Origin of the sequence: Sphingobacterium suaedae (assembly GCF_042684625.1) — a bacterium.
In the GTDB taxonomy this organism is placed as follows: Bacteria; Bacteroidota; Bacteroidia; order Sphingobacteriales; family Sphingobacteriaceae; genus Sphingobacterium; species Sphingobacterium suaedae.
Map to the genome: position 1 here is coordinate 40188 of NZ_JBHULR010000001.1, position 23937 is coordinate 64124.

A 23937-nucleotide genomic window follows, 5' to 3' on the forward strand; every position below is an offset into this window, starting at 1 on the left:
CTTTATGAAAGCAGAAATCATTACTATAGGCGATGAGATACTTAACGGTCAAATCGTAGATACAAATTCCGCTTGGATAGCCCAGCAGCTGGCTCCGCTACATATTCGTGTATTGCAAATCACATCGATTGCCGACACAGCAGAAGCGATCAGCCAAGCACTTAGCGAGGCCGAAACGCGAGCAGATATTGTTTTAGTCACAGGGGGGCTCGGCCCAACGAAAGATGATGTGACAAAAACAACCGTTGCCCGCTACTTCGACACGACATTAGTTCGAGATCCCAAGGTTTTGGCGCATGTTGAATCCTTGTTTCAACGTACCGGATATAAAGATATGCCGGAGATAAATAAACAACAGGCCGACGTGCTGGCGAATGCGAGAGTCCTGTTCAATGATGTAGGAACAGCCCCGGGCATGTCTGTCGAGCGAGGAGGCAAGTATTTTGCTTTCCTGCCTGGTGTCCCGTTCGAAATGAAATTTTTGATCACAAACCGCGTGTTGCCTATTCTTCGTTCCCGCGAACAGGAAACACGTGTATACAACGCATATCTGTTGACCGTCGGTTTAGGAGAGTCGCATTTGGCCCGACAAATTGCGGATATTGAAGAAGCAATGCCTGCACATATCAAATTGGCCTATCTCCCGAAGCTAGGGCTAGTACGTTTACGCTTTACGGCCGTGGGGGCCAATTTGTCGCAGCTGACGGAAGAGACAGAACAGATTGTCGAACAAGTTAAAATGCGTTTAGCTGCGTATGTGGTCGCGCAGGAAGATATTTCCTTTGAAGAGACTATTGTTCGTTTGTTCGCACATGCGGGACAGACATTGTCTACGGCAGAAAGTTGTACCGGAGGATACATTTCTTCGCTTATTACCGGCGTTTCGGGCGCAAGCGCCGTGTTTCAAGGGGCAGCTGTAACCTATTCGAACGAGGCAAAAGTGAATCTATTGCATGTTGCCCCGCACACGTTGGAAACAGAAGGAGCGGTGAGTGAACAGACTGTCCAAGAGATGGCCGAAGGGGCAAAACGTATATTTCACACCGACTACGCGATCGCTACGAGTGGCATAGCCGGGCCGACTGGCGGAACCGATACCAAACCCGTGGGTATGGTTTGTATTGCGGTAGCAGGGCGCTTCGAAACCCTTGTAAAAACCTATTATTTTAAGAACGACAGAACAATTAATATCGAGCGCAGTGCCGTTGCCGGGCTTACTATGCTGTATAATTTGTTTAAAAAGGAGTATATGTTGGATGTAGAATAATATTTTGTGTTGTTCTTATTTTAAAATATTATATATTGTTTATGGTAATTACGTAGATTAAATGTTAATTTAGTAATTCATTCAACGAACATATTATTATGGGAATATATAAACTGGTGCTTCCGAAGATGGGAGAGAGCGTATCTGAAGCGACCATTACAAAGTGGGTGAAGGAGGTAGGCGATTCTATTGAGGAGGACGAAGCTATTGTCGAAATAGCAACAGACAAGGTCGACTCTGATGTCCCTTCTCCCGTTGTAGGCAAATTAGTCAAAACGTTATTTGAAGAAAATCAAGTCGCTCAGGTGGGGGATATCATCGCTTGGATTGAGGTAGATGGAGAAGGAACTGAGGAATCCGATCATTCAAATAAAAAAGAAGATGCGCACCCTATGGAAACGGTTACAGCTGAGCCCAGCGAACACCATGTACCTCCAATTGCAGCAGAATATACGGAGATGCCTCTGATGGAGGACGCGATTCCAGGTACGGATCTTTTGCAAGCAGGAACGGCTGAGCGTGTCACATTACACTCCGGAGCTCGTTTTTATTCGCCCTTGGTCAAAAATATCGCACAAGAAGAAGGGCTCACACAAGAAGAACTTGATGCCGTCCCGGGGACAGGAGCAGAAGGACGCGTCACTAAACAAGATATTTTGGAGTATGTGCAACAACGCGGAACCGGATCTTCTTCATCTGTGGTCGCTGAAAAAGGGACTCAGCCCCCCGTTGAACAGGTCGCAAACAAAGCGGTTGATCAGAAAGCTGCTGCTACGCCGAAATTGTCCGCTGCCGGTGACGAAATTGTGGAGATGGACCGCATGCGCCGCCTGATAGCCGACCATATGGTGCAGAGCGTTAAAACTTCTCCACATGTAGCTTCTTTTGTGGAAGCCGATGTCACGCATTTAGTCAACTGGCGAAATAAAGTAAAAGACAGTTACAAAAAACGAGAAGGAGAGAATATAACGTTCACGCCGATTTTTATCGAAGCTATCAGCAAAGCGCTGAAAGATTTTCCGATGGTAAATGTCTCGGTAGATGGTCACCAGATTATCAAACGCAAACATATCAATATTGGAATGGCTGCTGCATTGCCATCGGGCAACCTTATCGTTCCTGTTATAAAAAATGCCGACCAATTAAGTTTAGTGGGACTAAGTAAAGCGGTAAATGATTTAGCTGTCCGTTCGCGCGAGAATAAGTTAAAACCGGATGACACACAAGGTGGTACGTTCACGTTTTCAAATATTGGTGCCTTCGGAAATATTATGGGTGTACCGATTATCAACCAGCCACAGGCCGCTATATTAGCCGTTGGAGCCATAAAGAAGCGCCCAGCGGTATTGGAGACCGAACATGGTGATGTGATTGCCATTCGACATATGATGTACTTATCCATGTCCTATGACCATCGCGTTATCGATGGGGCATTAGGGGGCACATTTTTAAAACGGGTAGCGGATTACCTAGAGAATTGGGATGTGCATCGGGAGATTTAACCGACGACATAAAAAAGCGCGTATTTCCGCGCTTTTTTTATGTCGTTGTCATGGCAGCCTTTCGGATCTTAATGATGTGTCGATACCGGAGGAAAAGCAACAAAGACGAAGTCAGTAGACCCAATGTTAGGCCATACCAAACGCCCTGTATTCCTATTTGAAAGTGTATCCCAAAGAGATAGGCCGTCGGAATGCCTATCACCCAGTACGCAATAAAGGTGATCAATGTCGGAATGTTCACGTCACCCATTCCACGCAGAACCCCTAGTCCGACCACTTGCGTGCCGTCGAACAACTGAAATAAACCAGCGATAATCAAGAGTTGTGCTGATATCGTGATAACCGCTTGGTCGTCGCTGATGAGTAACGGTAAATACTGGTTGAAAACAGCAAAAATAAGCGCACAAACGATCATAAATAGTAAAACGAGGTGGTACGAAACGGTCGCAAATTTTTGTACGTGTACCATATTGGCTTTGCCGTAACTATGGCCCGTTTTTATCGTTGCAGCAGATGCTATGCCGCTCGCCATCATGTAGGTCATGGCGGCCAATGTAATGGCCACCTGATGACTAGCCTGTTGCACGGCACCAATCTTCCCGGCAATGACAGAGGCCGCGGCGAATGCTCCGACTTCAAACACGTATTGTAACGCTACCGGAGCGCCGATCTTGAAAATGGCCTTCGTTTGTGCCCATTCAAAATGAACGAAGCGAAATTTTTTGGTGTATGCCTTAAACGTTTTCGAGCGGAGCACATAAATTGACATAGCTAGCATCATCAAGATGCGATCAATCAATGTTGCATAACCGACGCCTGCAATGCCCATGGGTTTAATGCCAAACAGTCCTTTCACAAAGACAATGGCCAAAATAATATTCAGTACGTTCCCCCAGATCGTAATATTCATGGCCTGTTTGGTAAAGCCAAGACCTTCCGCAAATTGCTTGAAGGTATTGAAAACCATGAGCGGAATAATGGAGAGCATCAGGATGAGCAAATAAGGTTCGGCCGCTTCCACCACCCGCGGATCCTGATCCATATGTTGTATGGCGTACATGGAGCCAAAGTTGACGACGGCAAATAAGACAATTGCCGTTATGACATTCAGCCAAAGACTATTCGAAAGTAAACGACTACAGGTTTCTTTATTTCCTTTCCCGTTTTCTTGCGCAATCAGAGGAGTTAGGCCATACGATACCCCCAAGCCAATCACCATGACCACGATAAAAACAGAATGTACTAAGGATACCGCCGCCAACGGAATCGTACCGGCAAACTTGCCTACAACAATCGTATCGGCCGTCTGCACCAGTGTTTGCCCGAGCTGCGAGATCACAACGGGACCTGCCAACGCAAATGCACTCCAATAGAAGTGCTTATTTTCTTTGTAGAATCTGTGTAACATAACGAAGCGACAAAGGTACGGAATCCCGTATCGATAGCTGTGCTTTCCAGCTTGCAAATTATCAGTTTTTAATTTTGTTAATCTTCTATGACGATTGTGAAATTGTTACCAAATATTTACACCAAAATTTGGAGGAAAAGTAAATTTACACTTACCTTAGTCTTCATATTACGTTAATCAAAGAGAAGGAGAACATGGTTTTAGGATTCTTGAATATTGGTACGCAGGAGATGATATTTATCGTCATTATCATCCTGTTGTTGTTTGGTGGAAAGAAGCTTCCTGAATTAGCAAGAGGTCTTGGACGTGGAATTCGCGAGTTTAAAGATGCATCAGAAGGGATAAAGCGCGAAATTTCTGATCAGATCAATAATTTTGAAAAAGACTTAGATGTAACGGTCGAGGATACTCCAGTACAACCGGTTCAAGCAAAAATAGAGGAAAAAAAGGACGAAGAAGAAATTGTTCTGGCAGAACAGGAAGGAGAAATGGAGAAAAAGACTTTCCCGCAGTTTACAACGCCCGAAAATAGTATGCCGCATCACCCGGGAGAGCAACCCAGTTCTGGTGATCAACACTATACGTATGGGTATAGCGACCATTTTGCCGCCGAAGGAAACGATGCACCTGCTGCAGAGTCAAAAGGAGAGGATACGCAGTCTACCGATCCTACAAAAAACGCATAAACTTATTTAAAATATACAAAATGAGAAGCTGTTGGAGACCGTTCAACAGCTTTCTTTTTCAATACATTACGATTTTATGGGATACGAAATTACGATTTCCAAAGAGCTGGACATTACGAGCCGTCAGGTAGCAACCACACTTGAATTATTGGATGAAGGAGCGACCATACCTTTTATTTCACGCTACCGGAAAGAGTTAACGGGTAGTTTGGACGAGGTGCAAATTACCGCAATCCGAGATCGCGCGCAACAACTACGCGATCTGGACAAACGTAAAGAGGCGGTGTTAAAATCAATTTCTGACCAAGGAAAACTGACTGCTGCATTGGAAGAACAAGTGAAAGGGGCGGAGACGATGGCCATGTTGGAAGACATCTACCTACCATACAAGCCAAAGCGGAGAACCAGGGCGTCGATCGCGCGTGAAAAAGGCTTGCAGCCATTAGCTGATCGTTTGTTGGACCAAGAAAAAGAGGATATCGACGAACTGGCTAAAGCCTATGTGGATGCCGAACAAGGAGTAAACAACATCGAGGAAGCGTTGGCTGGTGCTCGGGATATTATAGCCGAACAAGTGGCCGAAGATGCTGAGGTCCGGGCTAGAACGCGGAAAATATTTTTGGAACAAGGGACTTTTGTTTCCCGGGTGGTACCTGGAAAAGAGGAGGCAGCGCTTAAATATAAGGACTATTTCGAATGGTCCGAGTCCCTTAAGGATGCACCATCCCACCGCGTATTAGCGATGCGTCGGGGTGAAAAAGAAGAAATGCTCTATTTGGATATCGCGGTAGACGAAGAGCGTATAATTCCGTCAATTGAGAAAGTATATGTCAACGCTGTAAACGATGCTGCCGGACAGGTTAAGTTGGCTATTCAAGACAGTTACAAACGTTTGTTAAAGCCATCCATGGAAACAGAGGTGCGCGTGCTAACGCGGCAACGAGCAGACGAAGAAGCGATACGTGTGTTCGCAGACAACGTACGTCAGTTGTTGTTGGCTGCCCCTCTTGGGCAGAAGCGATTGTTAGCTATCGATCCAGGGTTCCGGACGGGCTGTAAGACTGTGGTGTTGGATGCACAGGGGACGCTTTTGGAAAATACAGCGATTTTCCCGCATACCGGAGCAGGAGGTTTGGCCGAAGCGGAGAAAACGGTAAGACGATTGGTCGAAAAATATCAAGTAGAGGCGATTGCCATAGGAAATGGTACTGCTGGACGAGAAACCGAGGAGTTTGTGCGGAAATTAAATTTGGACAATACAACCATCGTGATGGTGAATGAGTCTGGAGCGTCTATTTACTCGGCTTCAGAGGTCGCTCGAGAAGAGTTTCCAGACTATGATGTTACAGTGCGCGGAGCCGTGTCAATAGGCCGTCGGTTGATGGACCCGTTGGCGGAGCTGGTTAAAATAGACCCAAAATCAATTGGTGTGGGGCAGTATCAACACGATGTCGATCAGCACAAATTGCAGGCTGCATTGGATGATACCGTTGTTTCGTGTGTAAATGCTGTAGGAGTAGAGTTAAATACCGCATCTAAGCAAATTTTGTCGTATATCTCCGGTCTTGGCCCATCACTTGCGCAACAGATCGTGAACTATCGAACTACAAACGGACCTTTTAAGTCACGTAAAGAATTGAAAAAAGTCCCCCGTTTGGGTGACAAGGCTTTTGAACAAGCCGCAGGCTTTCTCCGTATCCGACACGGCGAACACCCGCTAGATGCATCTGCTGTACATCCGGAGCGGTATGCACTGGTTGAGCAGATGGCGAAAGATGTTCAGGCCAACGTAGCGGAACTACTAACAAATGAACAGCTTCGGAAGCAGATTGATCTGAAGCGATATGTATCCGAACAAGTGGGGCTTCCTACATTAAACGACATTTTGGCGGAACTCTCTAAACCAGGAAGAGATCCACGGGAGCAGTTTGAAGCATTTTCGTTTACAGAAGGAATCAATCATATTTCTGATCTACGTGTCGGGATGAAACTGCCCGGCATTGTGACGAATATTACGAATTTCGGCGCCTTTGTTGACATTGGCGTACATCAGGATGGATTGGTACATTTGAGCCAATTGGCCAATCGGTATGTAGCCGATCCTCATGAAGTGGTTAAAGTTCAGCAACAGGTTTTAGTGACCGTCACGGAAATCGACGAACGCCGAAACCGTATCGGGCTATCGATGAAAACCGAAGAAAAACGATCCATAGTCAAAAAAGAACGAGAGCGCAGATCGCAGCAACCCGAAACGGATATGGCATCCAAATTGGCCGCATTGGCCAGCAAATTCAAATAAGGATAGCTATACGTTCTGGGCGCTTTTGCCGTATGCCTAGAAAAAGCAGTCTTCTCGACGTGTTCAAGTTATAAACTCCGCGACCGACGAGGAAATTGCTTCTTCTCAGGCTCATTGTATGGCTCTGCATCCCTTTGTTAAAGCCCTATACCCAATCCAATGGATAAAACCTTATTTTTGACGCTGTCTGACCATTTGTAGTTCGTATTGGCGATATTAGCAAAACCCAATCTATAGGAAATATGGAACGATAATTTCCGTAGGAATTTAATACCGCCTAGAAAATTGACGCCATAGTCGACACTCTTCAGCGCGTTGTCTTTATAAATGATTGCGGCGGTCGTGTTACCACCTGCATAGTTATTTTCACCATTTATTGGAAAACCAACGTACGGACCTGCACCAGTAAAGAAGTGCCCCACATTTTTCGCGGGTATTTGACCAAAACATTGGCTGTAAAATCTAACCACACAACGCGTTGCGTAACCTTTGCGTTCCCCCAGTTGCTCGATTCTTTAAGCTTGGCACCTTTACCTTGCAAGGAAATTTCAGGATGGAGATCTATCCTTTGGGTCATTGGGGTGTTTAGATATCCGCCGATATAGAAACTCGTCCTGGGACTCGCGTCAACAAGCTGATCGGATGTTGCGTATTTGTATGAAGCGAAGTTAGCACCAGCTTTCAATCCAAACTCAGTCTGCCCCTGGACCATGGAAAGCATTAGTATCGCTATTACAGACAATAGAATGTTCTTCATAATGTAATTGTTGAGTTTTCCGTTATGCTACCAGTAGACGAATCTGTGCGTGTGTTAATGCGCATCCGTTGGCGCATGGTTTCACGGTTTCTGAGCGTCATCTAAGGTTCATAGAACGTATAGTACAAGTCTCTTATTCTACTTCATTAAATAGTCAAAGGATTTCGGTCGGATCATCGTCTCCTCATAGATTCGGCCAAAACGGTCGGTCACTTTGATCTGTAGTGTCGTTGTCGGCGAAGTTGCTTTTACCTTAAACATATGTGCTGTCAGCGCCGTCACGAAGTCCTCCGTTGGTACCGCATTTCTGTTGAGCCTTTGGGCTGAGTACGAGATGATGTGCAACGGATCGCGTGTGCGGATCCGCATGACTTCAAGGGGCAATCCGTTTTCTGTCACCTCTACTTTCCAATCTTTATCATAGTTCCAAACGTTGATTAGCACTTCATTCTTTGTGTTCGGCTGCGTATAGCCTGTAGCGTAGGCATCCCATGAGGTGCCCGTGTAAGCGGGTGCATATTTATCTTTGGTCAGGTGAACTTGATTGAGGTCATATGCCCTAAACTGGTAATCGGCACGTTCGCCGATACTTTTGTAACGCCATTTTAAATCGGTATCGCGGATCTCCCAGATGGCGTAGCCGCCGGGAGTACCATCTTTACAGATATGGTTACCTGCGTAGCCGATGTTTCCAGTCCACCACCATGTTGCACATACAGCAGCCGTATTGTGTTCCATAATATGCGGAGTTAACGCTGTTTCAACGTTGTAATTTATATGTGTGTGACCTGTTACTAGGTGCACCGTTTTAAATCCATTGAGCGCTTCGATGAATGCAGCTGCATTTGAAATTCGATAGCCCGTGGTTTCGTGACCACTGTTATTTAGCGATGGATTGGTGTGTAAATGAATGTGCATTGCGACGACAATCGGTGTGTTCTTGTCGGCGATGCTGGCCAGGTCTTTTTTTAGCCACTCGATTTGATGTTCGATAATTTTCGAATGGTAATTTCGCTCGCTGTTGGTATTGAGGTATTCAATATTATCCAATACGATGTAATGTATTTTTCCGAGATTAAAAGAATAATAAGTAGGACCGATGATATCCCTGAATTTGTCTTCGGCGCCCCAATCGGTAGCAAAGTTTGGATCGTTATCGTGATTGCCCATCGTATGGAATACCATGGCATCCATCTTGTTTATTTCCGTAAGATAGTGTGGAAGACCATAGTTATTGGTGTACCAATAGCCGTCCCAAGTCATGTCTCCTAAGGTTAATGCATAGACTTTATTACCGGCGTTTCGATAGGACTGAATAGATTGGTTGACATCGGGCATAAAGCCTTTTCGAAACTGGTTTAGGTCATCGGTACGTTTGGCCAGGTGCATATCTCCCAAAACCATGACCACATGGTTATCGTTGTGTACCGGTTTAAGCTCAAAATCCTTTATTTCGACAGTACTTGCAGATTGGGTCAACCGCTGAAAAAACTGTGGAATGTTTGAGTTTGTTTCCACTTCGTAATTGCCTGGAATAGAAATAAAGACGTATTTGCCTTTCTTCGCCGAGGGAAGATAGTAGATGCCGTTCGCATCGGTGCTCGTTACTTCGAACCCGTCCGAAACCACGACATTGGCCAAACCCACGCCCCCGGCGTATACCGTACCTTTGACGGTCATTCCAACCCGATTGGGGATAGACGCATTAAAATAAATATGGAGTGCAGTTGTCCCTAATACGGCTACTTGCTCTCCACGTTTGATCGAGACCCGGTATTTGTCCGAGACAATGTCCTGGGGTAGGAGGAAAGATACACTAGTTTCTGTCACCGATTTGCTAGCAATTACATATTTCGCCTTGCTGGCATTTGAGAGCGATTCAAGAAGAATTTGATCGTCGGTAACGAAGCCCCTCCCGAGTATGATTAGTTCAGCACCTTTGTTGGACTCAATTGCTGTAGGTAAAGAAACACCGCTAATTTTCAGCTTTCCCTTGTTTGGCTCATCTATGCTTCCATCGTCAGGCTTGCCGTCGGGCGAAGCATTTGATTTTGTACAACTGTATAATTGCAGGCCGACCGCAAACCCCGTTGCCAAAGAAGACGCGATGAATCTCCTTCGGGTATAGTTGGTTTTTTTCTTCATTGCTGTATGGTGAATAATAGGTTTATAAAAATTTCTCACCGTATATCTGCTTTGGTCTTAGGGAAAAGATCCGGGCAGATTGAATAGTCTACTCTCGGTAAAACGTGTCGTTGTCCACAAACGGAGGAGAAACAACGACACGTTTTGGGTTTCAGATAGCTTGTTATTGTTCGTTCAATCTATTCCTGAACGGTCACGACAACATCATCCAAGAAAATACGATTTTTGTTTTTCGGTTCCCGACCGCGTAGATCAAAGTCGCCGCCCAAAAATCGAATTTGTGTTTCTGCCGTTGCTCCTGTGATCACGAATGAGCGCTCTGTAGACGGATTTTTCCAAATTTCTGTACAGTTCGGATCAGCGGCGTAGTCTGGCCAATTCGTAATTTCAAATTGGCTTATACCAACAGTTCCAGGACCAATCACATTTACTTTGAGGATCACGTCATCTTTTGTGCCACCAGCCGTCATGTACGGTACGGCTTTGAATTTGACCAACAGATTTTTTGTGCCCTGAATTTGACTTAGCTTTGGTGAGATCAGATCGGCTCCATAATTCGTTTTTCCAAGTTTAACGAATCCTTGTCGTGCATAAACAGGTCTGCTGTTGTCGGCAGATGGAGAGCTTGTCCAACCTCTTGCCGTTTCGTCAGCCGTCCAATTGGTTATAATGGTTTCGCCTCCTGTTTCATAGAAAAGGACATTTCCGTACCGCAGCCAATTGAAATCCTCATTTAAAATAGCCGTTGCGCCGGCTTGGTGAATAGGTAATGAGTTGGATTGCAGCACGTCGTCCAGATAAAAATTCAGGTTGATGGTGCGGGCACTTCCTGAATTTTTGTTAATTGTCAATTGTACGGGTGTATCGCCTATGCCCTGCATGGGTTCCATGTTCACCCAGTCGGCCTCTTGATCCGACAGTTCAACGCGCCATACACCGGTAGCGCGTATGGTATGCTGTGCTGTGACGCCCGTCTCCGGTACTTGAAGTATTGTTAAATCGTCCAGTCTCAGATACGGATCCGTTTCTTGGCCAGTGTCAGATCCTGATTTTTGATGGATTTCCAAGATGTTGTCTTGCAAGCGTCCGTCGACCATAAAGGTCAACATCGCTAGACGATCTTCTGGGGTGGTATTTTTTGCTACGGTGAGGGTAAATGTTCCATCTCCGGTACCTTCTGCCGGCGCGATCTTTATCCAATTTTCTTGCGTCAGGGGCTCAATTTTCCACGTTCCGCTGGCTCTGAATGTGTAGGTCTCAGCGATTCCTTCCGCAGGAGCTTCCAGTTGTGCACTCTTGTCGGTTAGCTCAAAGTATGCCGAACGTTCGTCTGCATCTTTCTCGCACGACAAGAATAGCGTAGCAAGAAGTATACAAAAAGCATACATGGGACTTGGCCATGCCGTTGGTTTATAAGTATTCGTTCTCATGATTTATTTTGTTACTTCCAACCGTAATTCTTCTTTCATGACTTTCGTTACACCGTTTAATGTATATGCATAGGATAGTAAAAAAACGTTGTATGTGCGGCCAAACAATGTTTCTTCCCGGAAAACATTCGGATATTGAGGGTCATTATCCAGCTGGTTTATTAGGATATCTTTATATGGCTTAATGGTCACACTGTTGTCTTCGTTGACTTGCAGGATGATGGACGTCTTATTGATAGCATCTACATTGGGTTCAAAATTTTCTGTACCCGCTACTATACGTACGCTGTTCTGGGTCAGGGGAAACATTTTTTTATTACCTGCAGTTACCATTCCGTCACCGAGTCCGCGCATACTATAGAAAACATCATCAGCCTGAGATGCATAGTCGTTCTGGACAACTACCTGATACAGGATGGTCTTCTTTTTTGCGTTAAGTTCAATACCTGAAGCATCGCTCGCTTTCAACGCGATGAAATATGTCGAGTCGGGAGAAAGCCCATCTGGGAGGATCTTGACCGGGGTACGTCCTGTGCGTTCGCCTGCAGGGATGCGGATGGTATACGATTCAATTTCATACTTGTCTTTAGGTAATAGTTTAGCGTACAAGGTTTCGTCAGCATCGAATAGTGCCCAATTGTAGAGATCCAATGGTTCCTGATCTTCGGTAAGCTCGATAATTAGATCTTTGCTTGGTGCATGTGTCCCACCGGCAGAGGCGGCGATATATCCAATGACTTCCTCGCCTGTTAAAGGCACAATTTCCTCAAAGGTATTGTGGTAATCGCTGCTGATTAGTGCGACCTCGTTCTTATACATTTCCTGTTCAAACAGTTCATTATCTTTACACGACGCGAATGCGGCGACAAAGAAAAAGAACGCTATATAATAATTTCGCTTCATTTTTTTTATTTTTAGTGATACACCTAATATCCTGGATTTTGATCGAGTGAGGGCAGCCTTCGCATTTCAGCACGGGGGATCGGTACCCATACAGAGCGTTTGTTAACTTCGCGCTTCAGGAAGGATGATGTTCCGGGAATGACACGTTGGTAGTACGTCTCTTTTGTAGCACCATCAGGATTCATCCCGCGGATGGGTTCACGTTCTGTTTGTTCGTAGATTCCCCACCGACGCACGTCATAGAAGCGTCTGTTTTCATACAGAAATTCCACCATACGTTCGCGTTCGATTTGTTTTTGTATGTCCGCAGTAGCAAGCTGGTTCGCGGCCAGCCCAGGTAGTCCAGCCCGGTAGCGTACAAGGTTAAAAGCGGTTTTAATTTCTTCGACATTTCGGCTCACGGTATACTGTTCTTCTCCCACCTGCACGCTATGGCTTCCTGTAAGATTATTAAGCGCCTCCGCATAGGATAACAAGATTTCTGCGTACCGGATGATGGGGTACGCTTTTTCCATATGCCGTGCCCCTGTTCCTTGAAAAGCATCCATGGCGTGATTATACTTCTTGATCACATAGCCGGTAATCGGATAATTGGGTGAAGCGGCAGTTACTCCGCCACGCCCGTCAACGTCTTGGTAATAGTACTTGGCGGTATGGTTGGTAGGCGATTGACTGGATGCGGCTTGCCACACGGCTTCATTAAATCCAATGGATGCGTAAAAACGCATCTCGCGGTTCGCATACATGTTGTAGACACCCGAGTTAAGCGGATAACCCGAGAAATTCCGTGGCTGCGTAGTGAAGCCAGTTTCCGAGTAATAACCGTCCGTTGCAGCTTCCTCCTTGGTGCGTCCATCGTCCATCAAATAGGCATCGACCACTTTTTGTGTCACACAAAAGCGCCCCCAGCCGCCGAGAGAAGGAGGCATCGATCCCTGACTGATGGTCGTCACCAAATAACTTGTTTTTCTACCCCATATCAGTTCTGGGTTAATGGCCGCAATCGCTTCTCCAGTGAACATATCGGAATACGACTTGAACGCATCGATCCCCGAAGCGCCATTGGGATATGCCCCATAAAAGTTGGGGTCGGAGGTCACACCATCCGGTAGTGTTGGCGTTCTATCATCTGCTAGTACCGTATGAAGTTTGTACTGTCCAAGGTCCATGACCCGCTTGGCGGCCGCTGCTGCGATCGCCCAGCGCTTTTCATCATATTGTTGCGATACGTAATGCACGTTATCTGTCTTGCGTCTCCAGTTACCAAAATAAGAGGCTGCGACGGGACCTCCGTTAAATAACGGGCTGGCATGGATTAAGCGTAATCGCGCGACTAATGCCATTGCCGCTCCTTTGGTTGGGCGTCCAAAATCTAGAATATTACTTTCTGCCGGGAGGAGCAATGCTGCTTTTTCAAATTCGGCGCAGGTGTAGTCCATTGTCTCGTCATAGGTAGCCCGGGTACGGTCGTAATACTCGATCGGTTCGTTTGTGTTGACCACTTCGTCGCCTAACAAGATTGCAGGACCGTAGTCCACAAGTATGTTGTAGTAAGCATAGGCACGGATAAAACGGGTATAGCCTTCGAGGCGGGCCCGATCCATATTGGTCATGTCCGCAGGGCGGTCAAGATTCTGCAGGATAAAGTTGCATTTTCGGATGATTTTGTAATAATTACCCCATTGGTTCAGGTTGGGGCCAGCGTCACCAAAAAAATCCGGTGTAATACGGCCATTGGCAAAGTCCATACCGAAATATACGTTGCTTGAACCACCACCTGTTAGGCCATTAATGGCTTCGTCCGTGGCCATAGGTCCCGGTGTGTAACCATAGCGAATGGTATTGGATTCGTCTGGAAACATAGTTGCGGCGCCCCACATGTATGCTTCCATGTACCGCACATTCGAAAATACCGAGTCGATGTTAAATTCATCGTCAAAGTAGTTGTCAATATTCAGGTAGTCTTTACAGGATATAGCCATGACAAGCAGCTGTACAATCAGGACGGCCTTTGCTATTCGTTTTATGATGGATGTTCTCATATCTTTTAGTGTCGATGTTAGAAATTGATATAGGCTTGTACGGAATATGTGGACGGTATCGGGTATTTACGGCCGTTCCATGCGGCCTGTTCTGGGTCGAATATTTTCACATTGTCCCATATATACAGGTTGTTTCCTACAAACTGAAGATCCATCGAATTCACGCCAAAACGCTTCAGGAAACTTGGACTTACCCGGTAGCTTAGGGTAACTTCCTGCAAGCGTATATAGCGGGCATCTTCCTGCCAAAAGCTGGAAGGCTGGCTATTGTTGCTGTTGTTTCCGTACTGTAAGCGTGGGAAGCGGGCGTCTGGATTTTCAGCCAAAGATAAATCAATCCCGTTCGCTGCAGCATATTCCCGGGGTATCCATCTATTTTTTGGATCTGCCGCTAAGGTCAGGACGTTGCCCGTAGATCCATTAAAGAAAGGCATGTACCCAATTCCGTTTGTGATGTATTCTGTCCTATTCTCCCAACTGTACCATCCGTCATTAACGTTTTGTTTTACGGATTGCCCTACGTAGAAAAAGGAAGTTTTGCCGGTTCCTTTAAACAATACACCAAGTGTCAGATTTTTGTAGCGGAACTCCCCGCCAAAGCCATACATGGTTAGTGGGTAATTGCTGTGGGTCAAGGGTACCATATCCAGGTCGTTTATGATCCCATCTCCGTTTACGTCTTTGTATTTGATGTCGCCCGGCAAGACAGTGCCAAATGTCTGCTTTGGACTATATTTGATGTCGTCTTCGTCTCTGAACAGACCCAGCGATTGAAAGCCACGTATGGAATTATACGGAAAGCCGTTATACTCTAGATAAGGATATTCCAAGTAGCTTTGCTCCCAATTTTGCACGACGTTTTTAGAATAGGTGAAGTTTCCACGCACTGTAAAACCTATATCAGGTGTAATGTCGTGTGTGTAACTTATGTTTCCATCGGCTCCTGTGCTCTTCATGCGGCCCACGTTAGCAAAAGGATTGGATACAACACCTACATATTCGGGCACTTGTACCCGTTGTTGGAAGATGCCATTCCGCTGGTCTTGGAAGAAGTCGATAACAAAATCGATCTTATTGTTGAAGAGCTTTCCTTCGACACCCAAATTCGATTTTATGGCGCGCTCCCAAGCTAGATTGTCTGCTCCGATCCGTGTTTCTTTGATGGTTTCGATACCGCCGACACCCCAAACGGACCCGAAGCCTTCATTGACCTTCGTTAAGTAAGGAAAACGAATGTTACTGATTCGATCATTACCTACCGACCCATACGATGCCCTGATCTTGAAATAGTTCAGCCAAGGAGCTTTTTCCTGCATAAACTCGTAGCTTGTTGGTACCCAGCCTAGTGCGACGGAAGGAAAAAAGCCATACTGCCTGCCGGGCTGAAAGTTCTCGGAACCGGTATATCCAAAGTTGACATCCAGCAAATAGGTGTCCCGGAACCCATAAGTAAACCGGCTAGAGACGCCCTGATAGCGAAGAGGGATAGCGGAAAGATTGCTGGTAGCGTCTTTGGTGTCCTTAGAATCGCTGATGTAATAATATATCAACGCGGATGTGCGGTGGTCGTCGTTAAACACACGGTCGTAGTTAATAACAGACTCCATAAAATATTTGCGATACTGACGGGTAAGTTGATCGTATGATGCCGCTCGTTCTTGTACGGTCTCTTGGGTGATCAGCTCGCCATTATAATTTCTTCCAATGGCACGGTACAAGGCCGGCTGAATGTATCTCCGTTCTTTGAAGTAACTGTGGATGTCGTATGCTCCTTGTACACGAACTTTTAGTCCATCCAATACGCTGGAAAGGTCTTGATTAATGGCCAATGTGGCTTTGCCTTTATAGGTTTCATCGGCCGTTTTACCGGTGCGGTTGATCAAGACCGTTGGTGAAGACAGGAAGCCTGCACCGAAAGCAGGCAATTGTCCATTGGAATACTGCGTGGGTAGCGCCAACGGCGTAAGTTCCGATTGGGCTTGCCAAATAAAATCCGTGTTTGCGACGCCTGGCTGTGTCAACTTCGATAGAAAACCATCCGATCCCAGAAAGATTTTTGTTGTTTTCGTTAAGTTGATATCCAAATTGATCCGGTAATTGTAAGTATTAAAACCAACGTTAGAGCTATAAACACTGTTCTTGTTTGTTTTATAGGCTGCGGTTTCGCTTTTTCCGCCTAAGCTGAGAAAATAACGCGCCACTTCACTTCCGCCTCGTCCACTGACATAATAACCCTGGCGCCAAAAATTGTCGTTGAGAATCTCATCTTGCCAGTTCACATTGGGATACATATCGGGATCCAGTCCATCGCGGATAATGCCCATCTCAGTCGGGTCATATAATGGACTTTCGCCGCGAACGACGCTGGCTTCATTAGCCAATAATGCGTAATCGTAAGCGTCTAAATACTTCGGAAGGCGGTTGAGACGAGAGAGTGTTGAATTCGCTCGAGCCGTAATCTGTATGCGGTCTACCAAACCTCTTTTTGTCGTGACCAATACCACGCCATTCGCGCCCCGAACACCATATACGGCCGTGGCCGAAGCATCTTTCAGGATAGAGAAACTTTCTACGTCAGCTGGATCAATGGTATTGAGGTCGCCTTCCAGACCATCGATAAGTACCAACGCACTGCTGTTCGCGCCGAACGTTCCAATTCCACGTACCCAGAATTCGGCTAGATTCTGTCCGGGCTCGCCGCTGCTTTGGAGGGAGATAACCCCGGCCGCCCGGCCACCTAGGAGATTGGTAATGGATGGGGCAGGAGATTGTAAGTCTTTGACATCAACGGAGGTAATGGCTCCGACGGAGCTGATCTTCCGTTGGGCAGTTCCTAATCCGACGACGACAACTTCCTCGATAGCGTCACTCGCTTCAGTAAGCGAGATGGTTAAGTTAAGGGTCGACTCGACTGCGAGATGTTCGACGGGGTCATATCCGACAAAGCTAAAAGCTATCTTATCCCCGTAGACAGCCTTGATGCTAAATTTTCCATTGATGTCAGAAGATGTTCCAACGGCAGGTTTGTCCTTGACGTAAATCGACACACTTGACAATGGGTTACCGTCTTTATCGACAACCGTTCCGCCAATCGTCAGTTCTTTGGGTTGTTGTGCAAACGCGACCGTGAGGCACAGCCACAATGGTAGCATGCACAAAATCTGAATAATTCTCATTGTAAAATTGGTTTGTTAATTACAAGCTTTTTTTCGTATGGATGTATGTTTTATCGGATTATTCGATCACTAACTTGCGAATTCGGGCATTCCCCCAATCGGCAATGTAGATATCGCCCTGCTCGTTTACGGCAATACCCCAAGGGCGGTAGAATTGCGATTCGATAGGGCCACCATCTTTATAACCGGATGTACCTGGTTGACCCGCTACCGTAGTGACGATGTTGTCTGCCGACACCATACGGATGCAATGGTTGTCGTAATCAGCAACGAACATATTCCCGTTGTTATCAAACTTAATATCTTTTGGATAGTTAAAAAGCGCCTCTTCCAGCGGTCCATCACGAAAGGCACTACCACCCGGTGCATTAAGTCTTTTGAAGCCCTTACTGGGATCACGAAGGTCTAATACGGAAATGCCTTGTCTGAATTCTGTGGGATTGGCATTGGAATGAAGGGTGATGTACAATAGCCAAGGCTTGGCCGGATTTATCGCTTGTCCGTATTGAGAACCGTAAGGCCCTTGACAGACAATAGACGCCTCGTAGGTTTCGGGATGGATCTTGGCTACCTTTCCATCACGGAACCGGGTATACAGATACCCATCGTATGGACAATAGCTGACAAAATTGGCGTAGCGGTCTGCCGGTACGATCGAATTATAATCGGCTGCTGAAAATTTAGCGTTTCGCTGACGAGGATACCAGCCTTCCCGCGGATCGAACGAGAAAAATACTTCGATAACAGACTCATGGGAAACGGTCAATACCCCTGTTGCACGGTCTACGGTAAGACCGTTGGAATACGGATAGGGGGCGGAGGCTACTTGATATAAGGGAGTCACGGTATTTTGCTGTTCGTTGATACGTGCCACACCAAATGATCCGCCATCCCGCCAGGACATGAAAATGTTTCCTTCGGCATCGAGTTCTAAATATTTGCCGTATACCTGTGCCTCAGAAAGTGTTCCCGCCTTGAAAGCGGTTTCACCATTTCCGGTCACTGTACTTACTTGCGCTTGCGTGTGGTATACAAAGTGGTCGTTGTAGACGACCGAATCTTCGCCGATAACAACAGAGATGCGCGGATTTTCTCCAGGAAGACGGGGGACGATGGCATAGATGCGCTCGCCGCTGGAGGAAACAACGGATGCTTTTGCATTGTTGAAATACACCTTGATCTTGCTGGCATCTGAACCAAAGTTCTCACCATCCAACAGGATTTTATCGCGTGCACCGCCTTCGGTGGGATAGAATGATGTTAGGACAATCGGTTTGCTCGCGTCATGGTCAGTCTTTGTTGTTGCGACATCGTCTTTGCATCCCTGTAAAAACAGCAATAAAATTAAAGGTATGGTCAATAGGTTACGTTTCTTCATAACATATGGGCTAATTACGTTTATAATTGTTTTTTGGTCAGTTTTTCAAATATAAATCACAAAATCCAACAAAACAAATATTTTTAAAACAAAAAGAAATAAAACGAAACTTAGTTTGTCGTAATAAGGAAGGAAAACGAAATTTAAAATAATTCATTGGGGTTAAGGGTTAATTTTTAATGGGGCAAAACTATGCATTAACGTGCAAATCAAGGACAGACGCCTGTTACCATATCATTATGGTTGTATTAAGAAATGGTAAAATGTACGACGTGGCTAGAGGACGCTGCTACTAGCATTTCGATGAAAGTCAATAAGACGAACGACAAACTAGTGCAGTAAGTATTAAGGTTGAAACGATTTGCATTAGGCTGGCTCAAGGGGAGGCACCTTTTACTGATATACGATACTTCCTCCTGGAGTTGCAGGTGGATGTACACAGCCGACAAGATTGGTGTACAAAATTATGGGGATACGATTTTTGGCGCCAATAGTGAACTGTACTAGGCGATGTGAAGATGTTATTTCTGGGAAAGGTCGTCATGTAGGGACGCGTGACTTACAACGTAGCTGAATGAATGAACAACGTTCCAGCGCTTGCATGGCATTGGTTCTGATAAAGTCAAGAGGCATGCTTTAGAAACTCGCGCCAGCAAGTTGCGCAGGCTTAGCACGTTCGTGTGTATTGCCATACGCTAGCAGGGGTTTGGCCATCGTATTCCGCTAACGTTGCTAAAAAACTAAAGATTGCACTTTCCTACCCTCAGGAGTTACCTATTCTTTACCAAGTGACTGTAATTTTTCATCTTGAGTAGATAGTAATCTTTCCAGAGCGATAATTGTCTTCTCTTGCGATTTGATGGTGATATCCTGTGAGGAAATTACCTGTTGCAACGCGTCGATGACGGTATCCGCCCGTTCAGACGGTTCAGCAACAACATAATCGACCTGCGTTTCTTGAACGATAGTGGACTTAAGCATGGGGCCTTCCCCTTTTAACAACCAATCAGACGAGTATTGCGGATATTTTTCAACAATATGGATCAACCATTTGGCCTGTATGTCGGTATGGTTATTTAATGCCCGCGTAAATACCCCTCGACTCGCACCTACGGCAGTTTCAAAAGCCGTAATGCTTAGGCCTTCTCGATCTGCTATTGTTTTAATTCTCATTAAAAAAGAACTCATTGTCAATAATTATCGATTAAAAATTTGGATTAGTTGAAAATTAGTGATTATATTTGTATTGTTGTTGATAATTATAAGCACATGGTTTGACCAAAACTAATCCTAACATGAAAAATACGCAAAAGAAACTAAATGCCAAACATTTTCGATATTTAAGCAAGACGGATATCGATGATCCGATGGTATATCTGAACGATTTTTTTGAGAATGAAATATGCATCGAATATTGGCCTCATCAAATAGGCCTCGTTATTAATGCGGCTGCGAATGAGGAAATGAATTCCGAGTGGATCGAAGCCGGGTTTTACGTAAAGAGACTGATCAAGCAAGTAGAGCTTGCTTATGTGATTTTTAAAAAATGTGAAATACAATACCAGGAAAAGCCACTGGATTTTTTGAAATGCATACGGGACTATTGGAATTATGTCTCCGGAAGTGGTTTAACGGTTGATGAGGTAGATTTGCCAGCGGACACCATCAGTCGTTTTTTTTCGTACCAATCCTTGAGGGATTGGTACGGAACACTGGACGATCTATGGGAAACCATTTGCAACCGGAATGGTGATTTTCTATGTAACGAAGGTAACGAGATTCTAGCGGTGCGCGAACTGCTTAAGCGATTGGCGATCGCACTCCATAGGATCTATCAAAACGGCGTACTTCCGGAACGGGAGGGCGAAACACGCAAGGTCGAGGATGGTGTTTCCGCCGCAAATGCGACATTATCAGAGACAGAGGAACCTGAACGTGCTGTTGCAGAAACTCCCGAAAACAACGTGCTTCACCCCAAGCAGGGCATCGCACTTCCAACTGAGATGCGCGTGTCTGCTTGTTATAAGGAGGCTGTACGGGATTTTTTTGATAAAAAACAGCTTGACGACTGGAAAAGACAGGTGTCCTACTGGCGACAAGCGGTCATGACGGAAGGCGTGTTTTGGTCGGCATCTACTGATCATAACTATGACGGTTCGGCATTACTGTTTAACTACGCTTGTATCTATCCTTTGCTTGCGTTGTTTTTTCGGGAATGCGAAACTCGACAAGACCCATGTGTAGCAGGCGATTGGTCGCAGGGAAAATTTTTCTGCGGAACCAAGTCTATTCATATCCTGCATCGGGGAAAGCTACTGCACTTGACTCATATAACGGTTGAACAATTGGAGAATCCGCTTGGTGCCATAATCCAATTGCTTGGGCAGTATACGAAAGCCGATTGGGATGGGATTCTATACGATTGGCTGCATTATGGATTATCCAAAGAGGCTTATGTATATGGAAAGTATTACGATCAAACCATGCGTATCTATGAGCTATTGATCAACGTGATGGAACTGGCATATGTCCTTGCTTTTGAGGAAGAGATAGAAATCGTAGATCACGTAGCGCAATTAGACCCGTATCTGTGGGATTCTCCGAATACATCTGCTACTTGTTAGGCAAACGGAATTAACTGCTAACTTCTTATTCCAATTTATGATGAACAAAGAACTTGCTCCGCTCGTGGACGCCATCTTGAATGTAGTAGTTGTCGACGAGATTTACCAATGGATTTATGCCCGCGACGGCAAAAAATATCAGATGTTGCACATTCATTTGCCGCCACAGGCAGGTTTGCGGTTTGTGGATGCGCGGGAATTAGTAGAATCCGCCGTTGGCAGTCATCCCAATCTGCACGTTACGGTGCATTTCACGCATGAAGTGCAAAAAAGGCTCGACGAGGGTCTAAGCCGGGTGCATCTGATCTGTCGAGTAGAAAACCGCATATATCAAAACCCTGTACGATCGCAGCCGTTGGCACTTCGAAGGAACACGGTCGATGATATTGTCGAGAAGGGGGTGCAATACATGGAAGCCGAAAAGACAAAAATTCAATCTTTTGTGGATGGTTATACGTTCTTTCGGGAATCTAAAAATTTCGGTCATGCTGCTTTTATGCTGCACCAGGCGATTGAATTAGCGCTGCGTACTGCGGAAAACCTGCTGAGAGGAGATGCGTTAAAATCACATTCGTTGAAAAACAATATCGACTACTTACGGACGTTTGATTCAAAATTGGGAAAGCTCGCGGATAAACCGGAGGAAAGGCGGGCGTTAGAAAAGATTGACGCAGCGTACGTGGATTATCGTTACGGCCAGGATTTTGTGATTGAAGAAGGGCTTTTGACTGTTGCCAGTCAGATTGCGCAACAGGCGCTTCATTGGTTGGAAACGTATCAAGCTTGTCTCCATGCGGAGGTGAGCTATCACCTCGATCCCCAGCAAATTCAGGAAAGGAGGGTACTACACTTCAAAAATACAGCGGCCGCTCGCGACAAAAATCAGCAGACGGGTAGTTATCAAGATCTTATTCTTAACGCATTAGAAGTGTATTGTACCCCCGCTCTGGTGGTTTGCGTGGGATACAACACCGGTCATTTTCGGCAAAATAACCTGATGCAAAACCTTAAGCACGAACAGGTATCGCATGCCTATTATCTTTTTGTTGCGTATGAGGATATGAATCCGGCGCCTATGGAATTGTCTTCGCTTGTGATGGGACTATTGCCCGTTAACGTATCCATTACACTAATTCTGGAAGAGACCAATTACTTCATTCAGGCTTTGCGCAAGGGGCATCCGTTTTTCATGTCTCTGATGAAAGCGGGCGACATGTGGTTTCAACAATCCGCTATAGCAAGCGTGGCGCTGGATGAGATCAAACGTCCGAGCCTTCAGGTGTCTTATGTTCGCGAACAATGGCACAACCGCTATAACCGTGCCTGCTGTTTGCACGCCGTTTACAAGGCGGGTTGGTCGTGTTCAGTGGAAGCGATGTATTATACGCTTTCGCAAGCATTAGAGCAAACGTGTCTCGGCGTGATCAATACCGTTTTGCAGTACAAACCGAACACATTTGGGCTAAATTTTTTAATTGGTTTATGTCGGTTGGTCGTTCCTGAAGCTTGCGCGACCTTCTGCCTGGACAATGCGGAGCAGCGTAAGCTTTTCAGGAAGATAGTCGACGCACAACAGCAGTTTAAATACAATGCAAATTACCAAGCAGATCCTTTGGCTGTCGGTCGGGTACAGGAAATGATCCACATTTTTATGCAAACATGTCATATGGAAATGGAACGCTTTCTTCAGGAAGTCGAGCTGAGTTCCGTCAGTAAGGGTGTGGTTGAGGATACGGAATAGTAGTAAAGAGTCTTTCGATGGTGTGTCGCTATCTCAGCTTGCGCCGGCTTGTCTACGAATCAATTTCTCTGTAGCAATACCGTCTTCGGTACCGATGAAGGTGCGTTGAAAACCAAATTTTAGAAGCAGTTGCCTTGAAGCGATATTCTCAGGATCAATGATGCCAACGACATCTTTGCGATTGTCTGTACTGTCGCTCAATGCAAGCAAGTATTGACAAATTTTGGTGCCTAACCCTTGTCTCCAAAATTCGCTTCGAAGGAGATATCCAATTTCAAAAAGACTCGGATCCTTTTTGTAATTCACTAATTTGCAGTCGCCGAGCAACAGCCCACTAGCCAAATCGATGACCTTGAAATATCCCAGGACTGGATCGGTATTGATCTCGAGGATGGAATCGAATTTTTTCCTAGCCTGTTTGATCGTCAATCCTTTGCCAGAAATATATTTCATGATCTGATCCTCACTAACAAGGTCTTTATAAAGAGGAAAATCTTCTCTCGTGTATTTTTCAAATGCTAGGGTACGGGACATGATTGATGCATTTTTAGTTGACAAGATAAGGTTGTTTATCTTGAT

17 protein-coding genes are annotated in these 23937 nt (G+C 45.6%); 6 read left to right on the forward strand and 11 right to left on the reverse strand.

Features of this window, described 5'->3' with window-relative positions:
- The first annotated feature begins 4 nt into the window (after window positions 1-4).
- Together ACFSR5_RS00215 and ACFSR5_RS00220 are read left to right on the forward strand one after the other, a co-directional pair.
- Complete coding sequence (locus ACFSR5_RS00215; RefSeq protein ID WP_380899478.1) at window positions 5-1267, forward strand: competence/damage-inducible protein A; 1263 nt, start codon at window positions 5-7, stop codon at window positions 1265-1267.
- 98 nt (window positions 1268-1365) lie between these two features.
- Window positions 1366-2769 (forward strand): dihydrolipoamide acetyltransferase family protein, encoded by a 1404-nt coding sequence (locus ACFSR5_RS00220; protein WP_380899480.1) that lies wholly within the window; start codon window positions 1366-1368, stop codon window positions 2767-2769.
- A 37-nt stretch (window positions 2770-2806) separates the two neighbouring features.
- Here the strand turns inward: ACFSR5_RS00220 and ACFSR5_RS00225 are convergent, their stop codons facing one another.
- A complete protein-coding gene (locus tag ACFSR5_RS00225; RefSeq protein ID WP_380899482.1) occupies window positions 2807-4177 on the reverse strand; it encodes an MATE family efflux transporter in 1371 nt (456 codons plus the stop codon).
- 194 nt (window positions 4178-4371) lie between these two features.
- On the opposite strand from ACFSR5_RS00225, the gene ACFSR5_RS00230 reads away from it, so the two are divergent.
- Window positions 4372-4863 (forward strand): Sec-independent protein translocase subunit TatA/TatB, encoded by a 492-nt coding sequence (locus tag ACFSR5_RS00230; RefSeq protein WP_380899484.1) that lies wholly within the window; start codon window positions 4372-4374, stop codon window positions 4861-4863.
- Between the two features lie 76 nt (window positions 4864-4939).
- Window positions 4940-7162 carry a Tex family protein gene (locus tag ACFSR5_RS00235; protein ID WP_380899486.1) on the forward strand — a complete coding sequence of 741 codons (2223 nt, stop codon included), beginning with the start codon at window positions 4940-4942 and terminating at the stop codon, window positions 7160-7162.
- A 137-nt stretch (window positions 7163-7299) separates the two neighbouring features.
- Here ACFSR5_RS00235 and ACFSR5_RS00240 read toward each other — a convergent pair whose 3' ends face one another.
- The 9 genes from ACFSR5_RS00240 to ACFSR5_RS00280 all read right to left on the reverse strand — a co-directional run bounded on the left by ACFSR5_RS00240 (window position 7300) and on the right by ACFSR5_RS00280 (window position 20166).
- Window positions 7300-7584 (reverse strand): hypothetical protein, encoded by a 285-nt coding sequence (locus ACFSR5_RS00240; RefSeq protein ID WP_380899488.1) that lies wholly within the window; start codon window positions 7582-7584, stop codon window positions 7300-7302.
- Window positions 7536-7919, reverse strand: a complete 384-nt coding sequence (locus tag ACFSR5_RS00245) for a hypothetical protein (RefSeq protein WP_380899490.1) — start codon at window positions 7917-7919, stop codon at window positions 7536-7538. The genes ACFSR5_RS00240 and ACFSR5_RS00245 overlap by 49 nt, the downstream gene beginning before the upstream one ends.
- Window positions 7920-8057: 138 nt before the next feature.
- Window positions 8058-10064, reverse strand: coding sequence for a calcineurin-like phosphoesterase C-terminal domain-containing protein (locus ACFSR5_RS00250; RefSeq protein WP_380899492.1), 2007 nt, complete (start codon window positions 10062-10064; stop codon window positions 8058-8060).
- A 179-nt stretch (window positions 10065-10243) separates the two neighbouring features.
- Entirely contained in the window at window positions 10244-11494 is a 1251-nt protein-coding gene (locus ACFSR5_RS00255) for a BACON domain-containing protein (RefSeq protein WP_380899494.1), read from the reverse strand.
- A gap of 3 nt (window positions 11495-11497) precedes the next feature.
- On the reverse strand, window positions 11498-12397 hold the full coding sequence (locus ACFSR5_RS00260; protein ID WP_380899496.1) for a BT_3044 domain-containing protein: 900 nt from the start codon (window positions 12395-12397) through the stop codon (window positions 11498-11500).
- Window positions 12398-12420: 23 nt separating this feature from the next.
- Window positions 12421-14439, reverse strand: coding sequence for a RagB/SusD family nutrient uptake outer membrane protein (locus ACFSR5_RS00265; protein ID WP_380899498.1), 2019 nt, complete (start codon window positions 14437-14439; stop codon window positions 12421-12423).
- Between the two features lie 17 nt (window positions 14440-14456).
- Window positions 14457-17615: a SusC/RagA family TonB-linked outer membrane protein gene (locus tag ACFSR5_RS00270; protein WP_380899500.1), complete on the reverse strand. Its 3159-nt coding sequence runs from the start codon at window positions 17613-17615 to the stop codon at window positions 14457-14459.
- A gap of 58 nt (window positions 17616-17673) precedes the next feature.
- The gene (locus ACFSR5_RS00275) at window positions 17674-18993 is read right to left on the reverse strand and encodes an IPT/TIG domain-containing protein (RefSeq protein WP_380899502.1); all 1320 of its coding nucleotides are present in this window, start codon (window positions 18991-18993) and stop codon (window positions 17674-17676) included.
- 774 nt (window positions 18994-19767) lie between these two features.
- Window positions 19768-20166, reverse strand: coding sequence for a hypothetical protein (locus ACFSR5_RS00280; RefSeq protein WP_380899504.1), 399 nt, complete (start codon window positions 20164-20166; stop codon window positions 19768-19770).
- Window positions 20167-20288: 122 nt separating this feature from the next.
- Here ACFSR5_RS00280 and ACFSR5_RS00285 point away from each other — a divergent pair, with 122 nt between their 5' ends.
- Both ACFSR5_RS00285 and ACFSR5_RS00290 read left to right on the forward strand, forming a co-directional pair.
- The gene (locus tag ACFSR5_RS00285) at window positions 20289-21617 is read left to right on the forward strand and encodes a hypothetical protein (protein ID WP_380899506.1); all 1329 of its coding nucleotides are present in this window, start codon (window positions 20289-20291) and stop codon (window positions 21615-21617) included.
- A 37-nt stretch (window positions 21618-21654) separates the two neighbouring features.
- A complete protein-coding gene (locus ACFSR5_RS00290; protein WP_380899508.1) occupies window positions 21655-23358 on the forward strand; it encodes a HEPN domain-containing protein in 1704 nt (567 codons plus the stop codon).
- A gap of 33 nt (window positions 23359-23391) precedes the next feature.
- Here the strand turns inward: ACFSR5_RS00290 and ACFSR5_RS00295 are convergent, their stop codons facing one another.
- Complete coding sequence (locus tag ACFSR5_RS00295) at window positions 23392-23892, reverse strand: GNAT family N-acetyltransferase (RefSeq protein WP_380899510.1); 501 nt, start codon at window positions 23890-23892, stop codon at window positions 23392-23394.
- Between the last annotated feature and the right edge of the window lie 45 nt (window positions 23893-23937).